16 protein-coding genes are annotated in these 15,182 nt (G+C 63.0%); 11 read left to right on the top strand and 5 right to left on the bottom strand.

Translation table 11 applies throughout. The features are described from left to right. Positions 1–122: 122 nt before the first annotated feature. Positions 123–800, top strand: a complete 678-nt coding sequence (locus tag BL8807_RS00750; protein ID WP_094725419.1) for a hypothetical protein — start codon at positions 123–125, stop codon at positions 798–800. Here BL8807_RS00750 and BL8807_RS00745 read toward each other — a convergent pair. The 3 genes from BL8807_RS00745 to BL8807_RS00735 form a co-directional block, all read right to left on the bottom strand. After that, the gene (locus BL8807_RS00745; RefSeq protein WP_094725420.1) at positions 797–1,291 is read right to left on the bottom strand and encodes a GNAT family N-acetyltransferase; all 495 of its coding nucleotides are present in this window, start codon (positions 1,289–1,291) and stop codon (positions 797–799) included. The two genes, BL8807_RS00750 and BL8807_RS00745, sit on opposite strands and share 4 nt — an antisense overlap. A gap of 36 nt (positions 1,292–1,327) precedes the next feature. Next, complete coding sequence (locus BL8807_RS00740; protein ID WP_072726865.1) at positions 1,328–2,167, bottom strand: YwiC-like family protein; 840 nt, start codon at positions 2,165–2,167, stop codon at positions 1,328–1,330. Between the two features lie 127 nt (positions 2,168–2,294). Then, complete coding sequence (locus BL8807_RS00735; protein WP_072726864.1) at positions 2,295–2,942, bottom strand: alpha/beta hydrolase; 648 nt, start codon at positions 2,940–2,942, stop codon at positions 2,295–2,297. Positions 2,943–3,522: 580 nt separating this feature from the next. Here BL8807_RS00735 and BL8807_RS00730 point away from each other — a divergent pair. The 10 genes from BL8807_RS00730 (at position 3,523) to BL8807_RS00685 (ending at position 13,349) form a co-directional block, all read left to right on the top strand. Beyond that, complete coding sequence (locus BL8807_RS00730) at positions 3,523–4,179, top strand: amino acid ABC transporter permease (RefSeq protein WP_072726863.1); 657 nt, start codon at positions 3,523–3,525, stop codon at positions 4,177–4,179. Continuing rightward, on the top strand, positions 4,166–4,840 hold the full coding sequence (locus BL8807_RS00725) for an amino acid ABC transporter permease (protein ID WP_072726862.1): 675 nt from the start codon (positions 4,166–4,168) through the stop codon (positions 4,838–4,840). Before BL8807_RS00730 ends, BL8807_RS00725 begins: the two co-directional genes overlap by 14 nt. Next, positions 4,833–5,675, top strand: a complete 843-nt coding sequence (locus tag BL8807_RS00720; RefSeq protein ID WP_072726861.1) for an amino acid ABC transporter ATP-binding protein — start codon at positions 4,833–4,835, stop codon at positions 5,673–5,675. Before BL8807_RS00725 ends, BL8807_RS00720 begins: the two co-directional genes overlap by 8 nt. 141 nt (positions 5,676–5,816) lie before the next feature. Beyond that, positions 5,817–6,713, top strand: coding sequence for a cysteine ABC transporter substrate-binding protein (locus tag BL8807_RS00715; RefSeq protein ID WP_072726860.1), 897 nt, complete (start codon positions 5,817–5,819; stop codon positions 6,711–6,713). A 279-nt stretch (positions 6,714–6,992) separates the two neighbouring features. Further along, on the top strand, positions 6,993–7,973 hold the full coding sequence (locus BL8807_RS00710; protein ID WP_072726859.1) for a ketopantoate reductase family protein: 981 nt from the start codon (positions 6,993–6,995) through the stop codon (positions 7,971–7,973). Between the two features lie 286 nt (positions 7,974–8,259). After that, on the top strand, positions 8,260–9,129 hold the full coding sequence (locus tag BL8807_RS00705; protein ID WP_072726858.1) for a MetQ/NlpA family ABC transporter substrate-binding protein: 870 nt from the start codon (positions 8,260–8,262) through the stop codon (positions 9,127–9,129). Between the two features lie 140 nt (positions 9,130–9,269). Beyond that, positions 9,270–10,376, top strand: coding sequence for a methionine ABC transporter ATP-binding protein (locus BL8807_RS00700; RefSeq protein WP_072726857.1), 1,107 nt, complete (start codon positions 9,270–9,272; stop codon positions 10,374–10,376). Between the two features lie 15 nt (positions 10,377–10,391). Then, complete coding sequence (locus tag BL8807_RS00695) at positions 10,392–11,048, top strand: methionine ABC transporter permease (RefSeq protein WP_072726856.1); 657 nt, start codon at positions 10,392–10,394, stop codon at positions 11,046–11,048. 24 nt (positions 11,049–11,072) lie between these two features. Further along, on the top strand, positions 11,073–12,266 hold the full coding sequence (locus tag BL8807_RS00690) for a pyridoxal phosphate-dependent aminotransferase (RefSeq protein WP_072726855.1): 1,194 nt from the start codon (positions 11,073–11,075) through the stop codon (positions 12,264–12,266). Positions 12,267–12,443: 177 nt separating this feature from the next. Continuing rightward, positions 12,444–13,349 (top strand): SPFH domain-containing protein, encoded by a 906-nt coding sequence (locus BL8807_RS00685; RefSeq protein ID WP_370737560.1) that lies wholly within the window; start codon positions 12,444–12,446, stop codon positions 13,347–13,349. 65 nt (positions 13,350–13,414) lie between these two features. Here the strand turns inward: BL8807_RS00685 and BL8807_RS00680 are convergent, their stop codons facing one another. Together BL8807_RS00680 and murI are read right to left on the bottom strand one after the other, a co-directional pair. Beyond that, complete coding sequence (locus BL8807_RS00680; protein WP_072726853.1) at positions 13,415–14,263, bottom strand: patatin-like phospholipase family protein; 849 nt, start codon at positions 14,261–14,263, stop codon at positions 13,415–13,417. Between the two features lie 103 nt (positions 14,264–14,366). After that, positions 14,367–15,146 carry a glutamate racemase gene (murI, locus tag BL8807_RS00675; RefSeq protein ID WP_072726852.1) on the bottom strand — a complete coding sequence of 260 codons (780 nt, stop codon included), beginning with the start codon at positions 15,144–15,146 and terminating at the stop codon, positions 14,367–14,369. Positions 15,147–15,182 lie beyond the last annotated feature (36 nt).

The following is a 15,182-nucleotide window of genomic DNA, read 5'->3' as shown; positions in this document are numbered from 1 at the left end:
GCTAAGCTACATTTATCGAGTTAAATGTAGCTTAGCTCGCGAGGCAACGCCGGATATCGGCGGTATGATGCGGATTATTCCTATTACGCGTAGACGTGTGTTTTGAAGTGCTGTGGGGAGGGATGATGGCGAAACCGGTTGTGTATACCGACTTTGATGGGGTGCTGAATGCTTTTCCGGATGACAAGGTGTTGCGTCGCGGAGGGCAGGCGCATCTGGATTGGCTGAAGGACGGCGACCCGCGCAAAACGCTGTACGACGTGGGTAATGCGTTCCTTCTGGATCGAACAAGACGAGTGCCGACTCCTATGGGCAAGTTTCGGGTTCGCTGGTCGGATGAGCTGACCGATGCGCTGCACGCAATGGCCTCGGAGGGGAATATCGAGCTGAATTGGCTGTCGACGTGGCAGCCGTTCACGGCTGCACTGAATGAAACCTTGGGTTGGGATCCGGAAATCGTCGACACGGTGACTTGGTATGACCCGGTTTCCGGTCAGGGACGTCTCACTGGCAAACGCGGAACGGTGTTTCGCCGAGTTGAGGCTGAACGCCAGTCCGATGGTCCCGCGCCAATCGTCTGGATCGATGATGAAGAATGCTATGACAGTGTGGCGATGCAGTTGGAATCGTTAAACCCGACGGCACCGGTGTTGATGGTCCGTCCCGATGACCGTATCGGCATCTCACGCAGGCAATGGCGGTTGATTGAGCGCTTTGTCGATGATCCGGCGTCATTCGATCCGGTCACACTCGATGAGGAGCCGACGCTGCACAACCGTTCCGGACACATCGGCTTCTAGAACGTCAGGCGCATTTGGTGCCAGGTTACGTTGCCGTGGGTGGAGTCGGAGACGCCTTCGTCGAGGAAGCCGAATTGGGCGTAGAAGCCGATGAGGGGTTCCTTGCAGGTGAGAACCAGTCCGCGGCGGCCGGCAGCGCTGGCGTCGGCGATGACCTGGCGCATCACGGTGCCGGCGTGGCCCTGATGCTGGTATTGGGGCGCGGTGTCCACGCCGAAGATCATCTGCCATGCGCCATGCGGATCATGCAGCGTCGCATCCTCATACATGTCGTCAGTCAGGTCGGGGCTGTCCGTGGCGAATCCGTTGATGAATGAGATGATGTCTCCGCCCTGCCCATCCTCCGTCAGCAGCCAGAAAAAGTCGGGGTAAACTTCCAGTCGGGCGTGAAGTCCTTCTTTGGTCGCGGCTTCGGCGGCGGGGAAGCAAGCCATCTCCACGGCGGCGATGGCATCAAGGTCGGCAAGCGAGGCATGACGAATCGTAGGCATGGTCCCAATTATGGGACGGGATATCGTCATCCAGCGCTAGATCGCCAGCCATGGCACGGACATGATGATCGTCGCGAAGGTCAGCAGACTGGCGAACAGCTCGATCAGTCCGGGAACAATCGGTTTGAGCGTGAATTTGTTGGCGATCAGCGGCAGCGCCACAGCGCGGGCCAGCAACACCAGCGCGGTGCCGCCGAGCGCGGGGGATAACACGAAACCGCCGATGACCATCCCCACATGCCATGTGATCGACGCGACGAGATACGGCACACTGCCGCGCTCGCGAATCATCGTTTTGACGAACAGCACCGACCCGAACTGCGTCACGGCGAACAGAAGCGCTGCAAGAACGCCGATGCGCGGGAACGGTGGATACACGTTCGTAAGATACTGCTCCAGCGGCGCTCCCTCGGACATCGGCATCACACCGGCCACGACATCCGCACCGAACGACGCGGTGACCACGGCCATCGCGCACGCGGCGACGATCGCCACCCCATTGCCCCACAAAGTCCGCTCCTGCCTACGCCATGCGGCCAGCATCGACAGCGCGAGCAGTACCACATACAGCGGCGCCCATATCAGCACGTGCGGATGCATCACCACGAATGGCACGCCCAGCACCACCAGCACCGCGCCATACACCAACGCCGGCAGACGGTAGCGTTTGCGGAACCGCGACTTCACCCACCGGGCGGCGGTGAACTGCGTGCAATAGCACAGCAGCCACAAGCCCAAAAGCCACAGATTCGTGGGATTGGCGCCGGTGAGCGCGATTCCCGCGATGGCGGGCAGCAGCGCCATCGCCCAAGCGCCGGGCTGGTCGGGAATCCATAGGCGGACGGATGTGCGGTGGGAAGCGGCAGATTGAGACATGATTGCCATCATAGAGGAGCGGGCGCGCAAAGACCAGAGCTTGGGATGAGATGCCTCGACTACGCTCGGCATGACGATGAGGTGCGCTCGGCATGACGGTGGGCACGGCGGGAGCGCGGCGGCGGGACTACCAGATCGTTGGTCGTACGGCGCCGATTCGTTCCAGGAATTTTGCCACATCGCGCATCTCATCCATGCAGATACCGTGCGCCACACCGGGATAGACGTGCTCGTCCAGCGTGCCGTGCCCGCCCCAGAAGTCGGACATGGCCGCGACCTCGTCGCCTGAGAAAATCGGGTCGAGCGCGCCGCGCCCGTAGAATACCGGCGGTTTCGACTCGGCCAAGGTTTCGTCGCCCGGCAGCGCGCCCGGCGCGAGCCATCCGGAGAAGGCGACCGCGGCCATATAGCGCGACGGATTCAGCCTCAGCATGTGCGCCGCCAGCAGTCCGCCCTGCGAGAAGCCCATCATCACTACCTTGCGGTCGGCGGGGATATGCTCGGCGACCCACCGATCCACCGCCTCGGCCGCCTGCAAGGCCTGACGGTCGAGCGACTCGCCCTCCGGCGCGCCCTCATGCGCCCACTCGCCAAACCACGTGTACCCCATGCCGTATGCGATCGGCGCGCGCAACGACGCATAATCCGCGCCCCGCGCGCAATAGTTCAGCAGATCGGGCAGATCCCGCTCATCGGCGCCCCACCCATGCAACAACACGAACACGGGGGTTTGGGCGGAGCCATGCAGGGACGTGATCGCGGTGGTGACTTCCATAATGCCTCTTTCGTTTGGGGAACGGACGTCTCATACTGTGGGCAGCGTTTACCACCAATCTAGCGGTATTTCAGTAGCCTGAGATTACACGGTTGCGTCGCCATACGCGGGGCAGAAACGTCGTGGACCATGTCGTACGGCGTGGTGGTGGAGCTCTGCTCCCACGTCGCCGTACGCGGGGACGGAAGACCTGCGGACGGGCCGCATTCGTGCGGCACGCAGTCCGGCATCCGCACGCGGCATGCCGGGACGCGGCGCGGACGTGACAGGAACGTGACGGACTCGCGGTTGCACGGTCTATAAGCAACGCCTATAGCCACGCCGCCGCAAGCGCCGCGCGCGCCACGTACTATGACTTTCGCGTATGCGGGCATATGCCCGCTTCGCATAGGGCATAACGCGCAGGCGTGTGTCACAATAAAGCAACTCGCCGCGGCGGGCGAACAACGCACGCCGAAACGGCCGCTCGTCACGCCGGCCGACATCGTGCCGCGCTGGTTCGCAGCCGCCGATATAAGCCGGTCGAACGCGACACCGCGCGGGCCAACGAGAGATGAAGACAAGGAAAGGAGCCAACGCCATGTTCGATTGGACATTCGTCGAGCGTTACGCGCCCTTCTTCGTCTCCGGCACGCTGATGACGCTGTTCATCTCCGTGTTCGGCATCCTGCTCGCCCTCGCCGTCGGACTGGTCTGCGCCGGCGTCGATACCGCGCGCATTCCGGTCGCGCGCCAGATCGTACGCGTCTACATCGAACTCAGCCGCAACACCCCGCTGTTGGTGCAGCTCTACTTCCTCTACTTCGGCCTGCCGAAACTGGGCATCGTCTGGTCCGCCGAAACCTGCGCCATCGTGGGACTCGGCTTCCTCGGCGGCTCCTATATGGCCGAGGCCATCCGCGGTGGCCTTGAAGCCGTGCCCGATGTGCAGCGCGAGACCGCGTACGTGCTGGGATTGAGCCCCATGCAGTCGCTCTCCCGCGTGGTGCTGCCGCAGGCCGTCTCCACCGCCGTGCCGGGCGTGGTCGCCAACGTGATCTTCCTCATCAAGGAATCCTCCGTCGTATCCGCCATCGCGCTCGCCGACGTGATGTACATGGCCAAGGACCTGATCGGCATGTACTACAGCACCTACGAGTCGCTGTTCATGCTCGTCGTGGCCTATCTGGTCATCCTGCTTCCGGTTTCGCTGTTCGGCACCTGGCTCGAAAGGAGGTTCGACTATGCAAAGCGCTGAGATCCTCCTGCAGCCGGGTGTGTTCCCGCGGCTGCTGCAAGGCCTGTGGGTCACCGTGTGGATCGCGGGCGTCTCCGTGGGCGCGTCCGTTCCCGTCGGCCTGCTGGTCGGCTGGCTGATGACGCTGCGCAATCCGATCGTGCGCGCCGTCATGCGCGTGTACCTCGACTTCATCCGCATCATGCCGCAGCTCGCCCTGCTGTTCCTCGCCTACTACGGTTTCGCCCGATGGTTCAACTGGAACCTCGACGCGACCGGCGCCTGCGTGCTCGTGTTCGTGCTGTGGGGCGGCGCCGAGCTGGGCGACCTCGTGCGCGGCGCGCTCACCTCGATTCCCAAGGCGCAGTACGAGTCCGCGTATGTGCTGGGATTGAGCCCGTGGCAGACCTTCGCTCGCGTGATCCTGCCGCAGGCCGTGCGTCGGATGCTGCCCGCGTCGGTGAACCTCGCCACCCGCATCGTCAAAACCACGTCGCTGGCCGTGCTGCTCGGCGTGGTGGAGGTCATCAAGGTGGGCCAGCAGATCATCGACGTGAACCGTTTCCAATATCCCGACGGCACGCTGTGGGTGTACGGCGCGATCTTCTTCATGTATTTCATCGTGTGCTGGCCGCTGTCGATCGTGACCCGCAGACTCGAAAAGAGGTGGGCCAATGGCTGACGCAATCCAGACCAACGCGACCGCGGTCCAGCCGGACGCCGGCGCCGAGGCTCCCGCCGCGCTGACCCTGACCGGTCTGACCAAGCAGTACGCCAACGCCGACCATCCGGTGCTCGACGGCATCTCGTTAAGCGTGCCCAAAGGGCAGGTTCTGGTGATCGTCGGCCCGTCCGGATCGGGCAAGTCGACCCTGCTGCGCACCGTCGCCGGACTCGAGCCGATCCAAGGCGGCACCATCGCGTTGGACGATCAGATCATCGAAACCGGCAGACCCGGCAGTGAGAAGTCCGGCCGATCCGACAGAAGCAGCGAGCTGCGCACGCGCATCGGCATGGTGTTCCAAAGCTACGACCTGTTCCCGAACAAAACCGTGCTCGGCAACCTCGTCCTGGCTCCGACCATCGTGCAGAAACGCGACAAAACGCAGGTCGAGGCCGAAGCCGTGCGGCTGCTCGAACGCGTCGGATTGGCCGACCGCAAGGACGCCTGGCCCCACGAACTTTCGGGCGGGCAGCGCCAGCGTGTGGCCATCTGCCGCGCGTTGATCCTGCATCCGGAGATACTGCTGTTCGACGAGGTGACCGCCGCGCTCGACCCTGAGATGGTGCGTGAGGTGCTCGATGTGATCCTCGACCTCGCGAAACAGGGGCAGACCATGCTGATCGTCACGCATGAGATGCCCTTCGCCCGCGCCATCGCCGACCACGTCGTGCTGCTGGAGGACGGTGTGATCGTCGAGCAATCCGACGATCCGGAACGTTTCTTCACCCAGCCGCGAACCGAGCGGGCACGGCAGTTCCTGCACACCTTCGAATTCGAACGCGCGGAACGCTGACCGGCCGCCCGGCCTCCACGGCCACGGACGCACAACAATCGCGACACAATCGCACGCCATACTTGTCGGATGAGACGCCAAGCGCCGCTTGTCGTATACCGGCCTACCCTGCAACAACCACACCCAAGAGAAGGAGACGCCATGAACGCATCATTGGCCAAACCATTCAAAACCCTGCTCGCCGCCTCGGCGGCGCTGATCATGGCGGGCTCGCTCGCCGCCTGCGGCCCTTCCGCCGGCACGCCGAGCGACAGCGCCTCCGACGACACCACGGCCACGACCTCCGCGACCGCGCGCACGCTTGACGAAATCAAGGAATCCGGCGTGCTCAAGGTCGCCGTGTTCTCCGACAAGGCGCCGTTCGGCTATGTGGACGCCAATGGCGACTACGCCGGCTACGACGTGGTGTTCGCGGAACGTCTCGCCGAGGACCTCGGCGTCGAACCCGAATACACCTCCGTGGACGCCGCCGCCCGTGTGGACGTGCTGACCTCCAACAAGGTCGACGTGGTGCTCGCCAACTTCACCGTCACCGACGAGCGCGCCGAAAAGGTCGACTTCGCCGATCCGTACATGAAGGTCTCGCTCGGCATCGTCTCGCCCGAATCCGCCGTGATCTCGGACGTGAGCGAGCTGGACGGCAAAACCCTCATCGTGGTCAAGGGCACCACCGCCGAAACCTACTTCGAGGAGAACTATCCGAACGTGACCCTGCAGAAGTACGACCAGTACGCCGACGCCTACAACGCGCTGCTCGACGGCCGCGGCGACGCCTTCTCCACCGACAACACCGAGGTGCTCGCCTGGGCCAAGTCCAACGAGGGCTTCACCGTGGGCGTGACCAGCCTGGGCGACGTGGACACCATCGCGCCCGCCGTGCAGAAGGGCAACACGGAGCTGCTCGACTTCATCAACGATGAGATCGCCGCGCTCGCCGACGAGAACTTCTTCCACAACGACTATGAGGAGACGCTCCAGCCGGTCTACGGCGACGACGTGGATCCCGACGACATCGTCGTGGAGGGCGGCCAGGTCTGATTGGAGCCCTTCGCACGGGCCTCGTCCCCGAGGGCTCCCGTGCGACCCTGATAACGGGTCGAAACGCACATGAAATGGCGTGATTCCTTGGAGTCACGCCATTTTGCTATGTGAGGTCCATGTGCGTTCCTGTGCGGAAAAGTCGCACGGAACGTCAGGCGGCAGCCGTCCGTGCGAACCCCTCATAACTAATCCATATAGCCACGCCGGCCCGCGGCGTTCCAGGAACGGATACGTTGGCATCGAGAAAAACACAGTGAACGGGAAGGAAGGCAAACGATGCGATACGCGGTTCTCGGCGCGGGCGGCATGGGCATCCAATACGGTGTGCTGTTGCAGGAGCTCGCCGGCAGACAGGTCGATTTCATCGACACCTGGGAATCCAACATCACGACGATCCGCAATCAGGGAGGCGCGTTCGTCTCGCAGGACGGCAAAGATCGCAGGCTGGTGCCGATTGATGTGTACTATCCCGAGGAATATCAGGGGGAGCCGGATGTCTGGATCGTATTCGTCAAGCAGCAACAGCTGCCGGAATTCCTGAGCCGCACGGCCCATCTGTTCCGCGACCATCAGGTCGTGTTCTCCGCGATGAACGGATACGGCCACTTCGAGCGTCTCAACGAGTATTTCTCCGCGGACCGCATCTATGGGGGCACCGCGCTGATTGGCGCGTACGTGTATGGTCCGGGCGATTTCAACTTCACCGGCGGCGCGCACGCCAAAGCGATGAACATGTGCGCGTACGACGGGCATGAGCCGGATGAGAAGGAACTCGCCATCTTCGAGGATTTCAAAGCCGCCACGCTCAACCCCACCATCGTGGACGATTTCCTCGGCATGTGCATGGCGAAAATCGTGTTCAACTCGGTGCTGAACACGTTGTGCACGATGTATCAGATCCGTTTCGGCGAATTCGAACGGCATCCCGATTCGCGTTGGCTGACCGAACAGCTGGTCGACGAGGCGTACCGCGCCGCGGAACATGCCGGAATCACGCTTCTGGGAACGCGGGAATCCGAGGTCGAGACCATCCTGCGCACCGCCGGGGTGGCCCATCCGCTCCATTACCCCTCGATGTATCAGGACCTGACCAAAGGACGGCCCACGGAGGTGGACTACATCAACGGGTACATCGCCTCGATCGGACGCGAACATGGATATCCGTGCAAACTCCATGAGATGCTGACGCGTGAACTGCATCTCGCCGAACACGCGTTCGCCATCCACCATCCCGATGCCGCCGACACCAACGGCTGACCGTCGCCTCCCATATCATCCCATGCCCGGACGCGCATTCAGACGGAGCTCGCGTCCGGGCTTTCGCATGTCTTCCGTCTCGTGAGACAAGGAAGGTGCCGGCCGCTGATAAAACGCCATAACATCCGCTGATACCGCTTTGAAAGCGGTATAACAAGCCCCGATAACCCATGGCGCGTGTGGCGTTCGCGCAGTGGTTAGTCTGATGCTCGACGGTTGGGGAAAACCGTCGAACACCAACGACATCGCATGGCGATGTGTGTTTTCGTTAGAGAGGGAAACGACCATGACCACTTCCAATATCGCCGCCGCCGTCAAGCGTGGCGTGACGGCCGCTCTTGTGTTCGCAGCGCTGGCATCCATCGCAGCCTGCGGCTCCGCGAACGCCGCCGACGCCGATCTGACCGACGCTCCCGCCGAAGGCGAGACCACACAGATCGTCGTCGGCGTGTGCCCCGGACCGTACGGCGACATGGTCACCGACGTGATCGCCCCGCTTCTGGAGGACGACGGATACAAGCTGACCACCAAACTGTTCAACGATTACGTGCAGCCCGACAAGGCTCTGGCGGCCGGCAGCATCCAAGCCAACCTGTTCCAGCATTCCAATTATCTGGAGACGTTCACGGCCGACAACGATCTCGACCTGACCGCTCTCGGACAGGTGCCCACATTGGGATTGGGCATCTACTCCAACGTCTACCAGTCGATCGACGACATCGCCGACGGCGCCACCGTGGCCATCGCCAGCGACGGCAGCAATCTGGCCCGTTCCCTCGGGGTTCTGGAACAGCAGGGGCTGGTGACGCTCGATGGGGATGTGGACGCGACCAAGGCCACCATCGACGACATCGCCTCCAATCCGAAGAACCTGCAGTTCAAGACGTTGGACGCCGCCCAGCTGGCCCGTTCGCTCAGTTCGGTCGACGTCAGTCTGGTCCCCGGCAATTTCGCTTGGGCGGCCGGTCTCAAACCCTCCGAAGCGCTGGCGAGCGAACGGCAATCCGATGGCGTGATCAACGTGTTCGTGGTGAACACCAAGGACGCCGACGGCGATTTCGCCACCAAGGTCAAGGATCTGCTGGTCAGCGACGAATTCAAGGAGGCCATCGCCGACAGCGAATTCGCCGATTTCGGCAAGCCCACCTCGTGGTGACGACCGGCCGGACTGCAACAGGGACCAAAACCAACCATAACAGGCGCGACGGCCCTGCGCGACAGCTGCACCGCCGCGGCGGGACGGTCGACCGACCGCCGCGGCCGTCGCATCGCAGGTCGGAACGAAGAGAGGAAACGATGAGCGTCATCGAATTGAAGGATGTGTCCGTCACCTTCCATGAAGGACGGCAGAATATCGCCGCCGTCAGTCATGTGGATCTCACGGTGGAACCGGGGGAGATATACGGCATCGTCGGATTCTCCGGCGCGGGCAAAAGCACGCTGGTGCGCACCATCAACCTGCTGGAACGTCCGACCGGCGGACGCGTGCTGTTCGACGGCAAGGACATCACCGACGCGAAGGGCGCCGAACTGCGGGCGCTGCGCAAGCGCGTCGGCTTCGTGTTCCAAGGATTCAATCTGATCTCCAACGTGACGGTCGGCAAGAACATCGAGTTCGCGCTTAAGGCCGGCGGTTGGCCGCGCGACGGATGGGACGCCCGCGTGCGCGAACTGCTCGCGCTGGTGGGGTTGGAGAGCAAGGCCGAGAGCTATCCGGCAAGCCTGTCGGGCGGGCAGAGGCAGCGGGTGTCCATCGCCCGCGCGCTGGCCAACAAGCCGGAGGTTCTGCTGTGCGACGAGGCGACCAGCGCGCTCGACGTGGAGACCACCGAGGGGATACTGACGTTGCTGCGGCGCATCAACCGGGAGCTCGGCATCACCATCGTGTTCATCACACACCAGCTTGACGTCGCCAAACAGCTTTTCGACCGTGTGGCGGTTATGGAGAACGGACGCATCGTCGAACAAGGCGACACCTTCACCGTATTCAGCGACCCCCGTCACCCCACCACTCGCGCGTTGGCGGAGCGTTACCTCGGCATTGCGATCCCGCCGCAACTGACTCCGTCGCTGCCCGCCGGGCGCATCGTGGAATTACGGTACAAGGGGAGGGACGCGCTGACGCCGTTGATCAGCGAGGTGGTGCGACGGTACGGGGTTTCGGTGAATGTGCTGCATGCGAATGTGGAGTATTTCGGCTCGCAGGCCATCGGCACGCTGATCGTGCAGGTGGGTGAGGCCGCAGGTCCGGATGGTCATGGCGCGAACGCCGGCGGAGACCTGTCGGTCGCCCGCGCGCTCGACGATTTGAAATCGCATGTGTACGGATTCCACGAAATCGACCGTGACGCGTTGGATCAGCCGCCGTTCGGGGAATCCCTCGTCGTCGCGGACGCGGAATAAAAGGAAGGCAATGGGATGGATACTTGGGAAATTCTGCGAAACAATCTCGGCCAGGCGCTGATTGACACCGCGTATATGGTGGCGGTGTCCACGCTGATCGGCGTGACGTTGGGCACGCTGGTGGCTTTGGTGCTGTATCTGACGCAGAACCGCCTGTTCGCCCCGAACCATGTCGTGAACGCCGTTGTGGGATTCGTCGTCAACGCGATTCGTTCGATGCCGTTCATCATCCTTATGGTGGTGTTGATTCCCGTCGTGCAGTTTCTGGTGGGGGATCCCTACACGCCCACCGGCGGAGCCATCTCCTTGTCGATCGCCGCGGTTCCGTTCTTCGCCCGCATCGCGGAAAGCGCGTTTGCCGAAGTCGATTCCGGTTTGCTGGAGGCGGCCGTATCCACCGGCGCCACGGTCCGCCAGGTGATTCTCGACGCGGTGTTTCCGCAGGCCCTGCCTTCGTTCATCCGCGGCGTGGTGCTCACCGTGATCTCCCTGATCGGATACTCCGCGATGGTGGGGACCATCGGTGCCGGCGGCATCGGCGACATGGCCATCCAATACGGCTACAACCGCTATGAGACCGGCGTGCTGGTCGTGATCGTCGTCATTCTCATCGCGCTGGTCCAACTGATCCAATGGGCGGGCGATTGGTGCGCCCGCAAGGCCACGCACTGAGCCTCAAGGAAAGGAGCGCCCGCGATGGCGTCACATGTCTCTCCCGTGGGATTCTCCACGGTGGCCCGTTCGATTCCGCCGAACGTCTTCGCCGATATGGATCGCAAGGTCGCCGCCGCCGTCGCCGAAGGACACGACGTGATCGATCTGGCGAAAGGCAATCCGGACGCGTATCCGGCCGAGTTCATCCGCGAGGCGGCGAAAAAAGCCGTCGACGACCCGGCGAACGCGCGGTACACGCCGTTCGACGGCAAGCCGGAGTTTCTGGAGGCCGCCGCCGACTGGTACGCCCGTGTGCATGGGGTTCATCTTGACTGGACCAGCCAATTGTTCGCGGTGGAGGGGGCGGTCGATGGTCTGGCCGGACTGTTCTCCATCCTTGTCGATCCGGGGGACGCCGTCGCGTTCGTCGATCCGTATTACCCGTCGTACCATTGCATGTCGGTGATGGCGGGAGCCGAGGAGGTGCTGCTTCCGGCATTGGCGGAGCGGGATTTCCTGCCCGATCTGGAAGCGGTTCCCCAAGAGGTGTGGGAGCGCGTCAAGGTTCTGGTGCTCAACTATCCCAACAATCCCACCGGAGCGCAGGCTCCGTTTGATTTCCTGCGGCGAGCGGTGGATCTGGCCCGTCGGCATCGTTTCGTGGTCGTCCAGGATTTCGCCTACGCGGGACTCGGCGTGGGCGGAAACGGCGCCGATGCGCAGCAGACAAGCGTTCTCGCCGTGCCGGGGGCGTGCGATGTGGCGGTGGAGGTGTGCTCGCTGTCGAAAATGTACGCGATGGCGGGATGGCGTGCCGGTTTCGTCGCGGGCAACGACGATATCATCGCGCATCTCAAGCGATACCACTATCAGATGGGCTCCATGATCACCGGCAGCGTTCAGGATGCCGGCATCGTGGCATTGCGTGGCGACCAAAGCCATGTGGCCGAACTGGCGGAACGCTACGCGCGTCGGCGCGGCATAGTGGCGCGTGGGCTTCGCGCCGCAGGCCTCGACGTGTTCGACTCGCCGGGCGGCGTTTATGTGTGGGCGCATGCGCCGGCCGGCTATGATGGCGGACGATTCGCCGACCTCCTGTTGGAGAGGACTCACGTCGCCGCGCTGCCTGGCTCGTGTTTCGGTTCGACGGGGGTCGGGTACGTGCGATTCAGCCTGTTGAGATCCGATGACGAGCTGCGCGAGGCCGTGCGCCGGATCGCGGACATCCTCCGTTGAGCCAAGGCTTGCGTCGGCCGGCGCCGGTATCGCTGTACACGTCTGATGACAGGGAAGCCGGGACTTCGGCGTTCGCGAACGTCGTTGATAGGATGGGAGACGTCGCGGCAATGGTTGCCGCGGCGCCTCATGAAGGGAACGGTTATGTCAACGACATTGGGAATGATAGGAGCGGCGATGCTGATAGGTGTTGTGGTGCTGGCGTTGATCGTGGTGCTGTTGTTCGCGGCGATTTTCATCGTGCCGCAGCAGCAGGCGTACATCATCGAACGCTTCGGCAAACTGCATAAGGTGCAGTTCGCCGGCATCCACGTTCGGATTCCGTTCGTGGACCGCATCGCGATGAAGACGAATATGCGCGTCAACCAGCTCAACGTGCAGCTGGAGACCAAAACGCTCGACAACGTGTTCGTCACCGTCGTGGCATCCACGCAGTTCCGCGTCAACGCGCAGAATGTGGCCACCGCGTACTACGAGCTGCGCGATCCGGCCGGACAGCTGCGCTCCTATATGGAGGACGCGCTGCGCTCCGCCATTCCGGCGCTCACCCTCGACGACGCCTTCGCCCGCAAGGACGACGTGGCCTCCGACGTGCAGAAAACCGTCGGACAGGAGATGGCCCGCTTCGGCTTCACCGTGGTGAAAACCCTGATCACCACCATCGATCCCAGCCAGCAGGTCAAGAACGCGATGGACTCCATCAACGCCGCCCAGCGCGAGAAGGAGGCCACCCGCCAGCGCGCCGAGGCCCAGCGCATCCAAATCGAGACGCAGGCCGCCGCCGAGGCGGAGAAAACCCGCCTGCAGGGCGAGGGACAGGCCAACTACCGCCGTGAGATCGCCAACGGCATCGTCGACCAGATCAAAAGCCTGCAGGCCGTGGGCATGAACATCACCGACGTGAACAACGTGGTGCTGTTCAACCAGTATCTCGACGTGATGCGCTCGCTGTCCGAGTCGAACAACGCCAAAACCGTGGTGCTGCCGGCCTCCACGCCCGGCGGCTACCAGGACCTCTACGAGCAGATCACCAAGGCCATGCTCACCGCCAATTCGACCAGCGAACCCGGCTTCGTCAAGTAACGAAACCGGACTTGTCCTCTCGCGCCCTCCGCCTGGGTCTCAGCGCGGAGGGCACGTCCGTCCGTTTATGAGTTCAGGAACTCCTTGATGGGTTCGGCCGCGGCGTAACCGGCGCGGTACATGCGCTCCAGTCCCTCGAAGCTTTTGCTCAGGGTGCTCAGGCCATAGAGGTCCTCAGGCGCCACGATGAGCACACGGCCGTCCTTTTCGTATTCCTTGGCCAGCGCCACCTCGTCGTTGTAGGTGCGATAGCGTTCGCGCAGTCTCTCGGCCGCGGCCGGATAGAAGCGCTCCAGCACCTTCGCCGGGGCGAGGTCCTTCTTCTGCTCGCGGACCTCGTCCCTCAGACGCGAGAGGATCACCACCACGCGCTCATAGCCGTCGTCCAACGCCTTTTGCACCGGAACCGGGTCGGCGATGCCGCCGTCGAAATACGGCACGCCGTCGATCACATACGGCTCGCATGCCACCGGCACGGCCGACGAGGCTTTGACCACATCGAAATCGTCATACCGCACGCGGGACTTGTCGAAATACATGGTCGAACCGTCCTCGGCGTTGCACGCCACCACCGTGAACAGGGTCGGATTCGCCGCGAACGCTTCGTAATCCACGGGATATTCGCCGTCGTGGTTGCTCAGCGTGCCGTAGATGTAGTCGAGGTTCGCGAAGTTGTGGTTCTTCACGAAGCTGTTCACGCTCGCATACTCCTTGCGGAAGGCGTACTCCGTGTAGAACTTGTGGTTGCGCCCCCGCTGATGCGCGATATACGAGGTCATATTGGCCGCTCCCGCGGACACCCCGTAGCAATGGTCGAAGTCGATGCCGGCCTCCATCAGCCGATCCATGACCCCGCATCCGAAAATCGCGCGGAATCCGCCTCCCACATCGATCAACGCGGTACCCTTGGCCATGAGAACGTCCCCTTTCTTTACGACTTGATATCGAGATTACGCGCGTATCGCGGACAAACCCGCGTCGACTCGCCTAAAGCGCAATCGGCTGGAAAACCGTGGCTCAGGCGGCGTCCAGCAGCGAGCGCGCCAACGCGGCGACACGGTCGGAAGGATCGGAGTTGGCGAGATCGACCGAACCGTTCTGCGAATCGGGCGCGAGACGCCCCAACGATTCCAACACCACCGACAAGTGCCGCACGGTGCCTTCGTTGCCGTCGATGACCGCGGCGGACTCGGGCAGCAGTTCGCGGAAGTGGTCGCGGTAGAACACGAAATGCGTGCATCCCAGCACCACCGCGTCGATGGAGGCCAGATCATACCGGTCGAAGTAGCGGTGCAGCGTACCCATCACCATGTCATGGTCGCCCAATCCGCCCGACTCCACGATCTCGACCAGATCGGGGCAGGGTTCGGGGAAAATCGTATGGTCGGTGGTGAATCGTTCCATCAGCGCGGCGAATTTGCGTTCGCGCAGCGTCAGGGGAGTGGCGGCGACGATCACGCGCTGGCGTCGTCCCCGTCCGCGGTCGCAGGCGACCTTCAGCGCGGGCTCCATGCCGATGATGGGAATGTCGTACCGCTCGCGCAGCTCGTTGACCGAAGCGGAGGTGGCGGTGTTGCAGGCGATGACCACGGCCTTGGCCCCCTGCCGCACGAACCGTTCCACGATGGCGAAGCTCAGCTCCCGCACCTGGTCCGGCGTTTTGGTGCCGTAAGGGGCGTTGGCGGAATCGCCGAAATAGAGCACACGCTCGTGGGGCAGCTCGCGCCGCAGTTCGCGCACCACGGAGATGCCGCCCAATCCCGAATCGAATACGCCGATCGGCGCCGTCGAAGCCATCGCAACCTCCTTGCCAAACGTTTCCAGACTACACCG

It is taken from the genome of Bifidobacterium lemurum (assembly GCF_014898175.1).
Taxonomy (GTDB): Bacteria; Actinomycetota; Actinomycetes; order Actinomycetales; family Bifidobacteriaceae; genus Bifidobacterium; species Bifidobacterium lemurum.
This window is presented reverse-complemented; position numbering and strand designations above follow the sequence as displayed.

Excerpts from the sequence above, each read along its gene's own strand:
- BL8807_RS00715 (WP_072726860.1), top strand. The coding sequence starts at position 5,817 with ATGAACGCATCATTGGCCAAACCATTCAAAACCCTGCTCGCCGCCTCG.
- BL8807_RS00740 (WP_072726865.1), bottom strand. The coding sequence starts at position 2,167 with ATGTCTCAATCTGCCGCTTCCCACCGCACATCCGTCCGCCTATGGATT.
- BL8807_RS00700 (WP_072726857.1), top strand. The coding sequence starts at position 9,270 with ATGAGCGTCATCGAATTGAAGGATGTGTCCGTCACCTTCCATGAAGGA.
- murI (WP_072726852.1), bottom strand. The coding sequence starts at position 15,146 with ATGGCTTCGACGGCGCCGATCGGCGTATTCGATTCGGGATTGGGCGGC.
- BL8807_RS00680 (WP_072726853.1), bottom strand. The coding sequence starts at position 14,263 with ATGGCCAAGGGTACCGCGTTGATCGATGTGGGAGGCGGATTCCGCGCG.
- BL8807_RS00735 (WP_072726864.1), bottom strand. The coding sequence starts at position 2,942 with ATGGAAGTCACCACCGCGATCACGTCCCTGCATGGCTCCGCCCAAACC.
- BL8807_RS00730 (WP_072726863.1), top strand. The coding sequence starts at position 3,523 with ATGTTCGATTGGACATTCGTCGAGCGTTACGCGCCCTTCTTCGTCTCC.
- BL8807_RS00750 (WP_094725419.1), top strand. The coding sequence starts at position 123 with ATGATGGCGAAACCGGTTGTGTATACCGACTTTGATGGGGTGCTGAAT.
- BL8807_RS00745 (WP_094725420.1), bottom strand. The coding sequence starts at position 1,291 with ATGCCTACGATTCGTCATGCCTCGCTTGCCGACCTTGATGCCATCGCC.
- BL8807_RS00725 (WP_072726862.1), top strand. The coding sequence starts at position 4,166 with ATGCAAAGCGCTGAGATCCTCCTGCAGCCGGGTGTGTTCCCGCGGCTG.
- BL8807_RS00720 (WP_072726861.1), top strand. The coding sequence starts at position 4,833 with ATGGCTGACGCAATCCAGACCAACGCGACCGCGGTCCAGCCGGACGCC.
- BL8807_RS00705 (WP_072726858.1), top strand. The coding sequence starts at position 8,260 with ATGACCACTTCCAATATCGCCGCCGCCGTCAAGCGTGGCGTGACGGCC.
- BL8807_RS00710 (WP_072726859.1), top strand. The coding sequence starts at position 6,993 with ATGCGATACGCGGTTCTCGGCGCGGGCGGCATGGGCATCCAATACGGT.
- BL8807_RS00690 (WP_072726855.1), top strand. The coding sequence starts at position 11,073 with ATGGCGTCACATGTCTCTCCCGTGGGATTCTCCACGGTGGCCCGTTCG.
- BL8807_RS00695 (WP_072726856.1), top strand. The coding sequence starts at position 10,392 with ATGGATACTTGGGAAATTCTGCGAAACAATCTCGGCCAGGCGCTGATT.
- BL8807_RS00685 (WP_370737560.1), top strand. The coding sequence starts at position 12,444 with ATGCTGATAGGTGTTGTGGTGCTGGCGTTGATCGTGGTGCTGTTGTTC.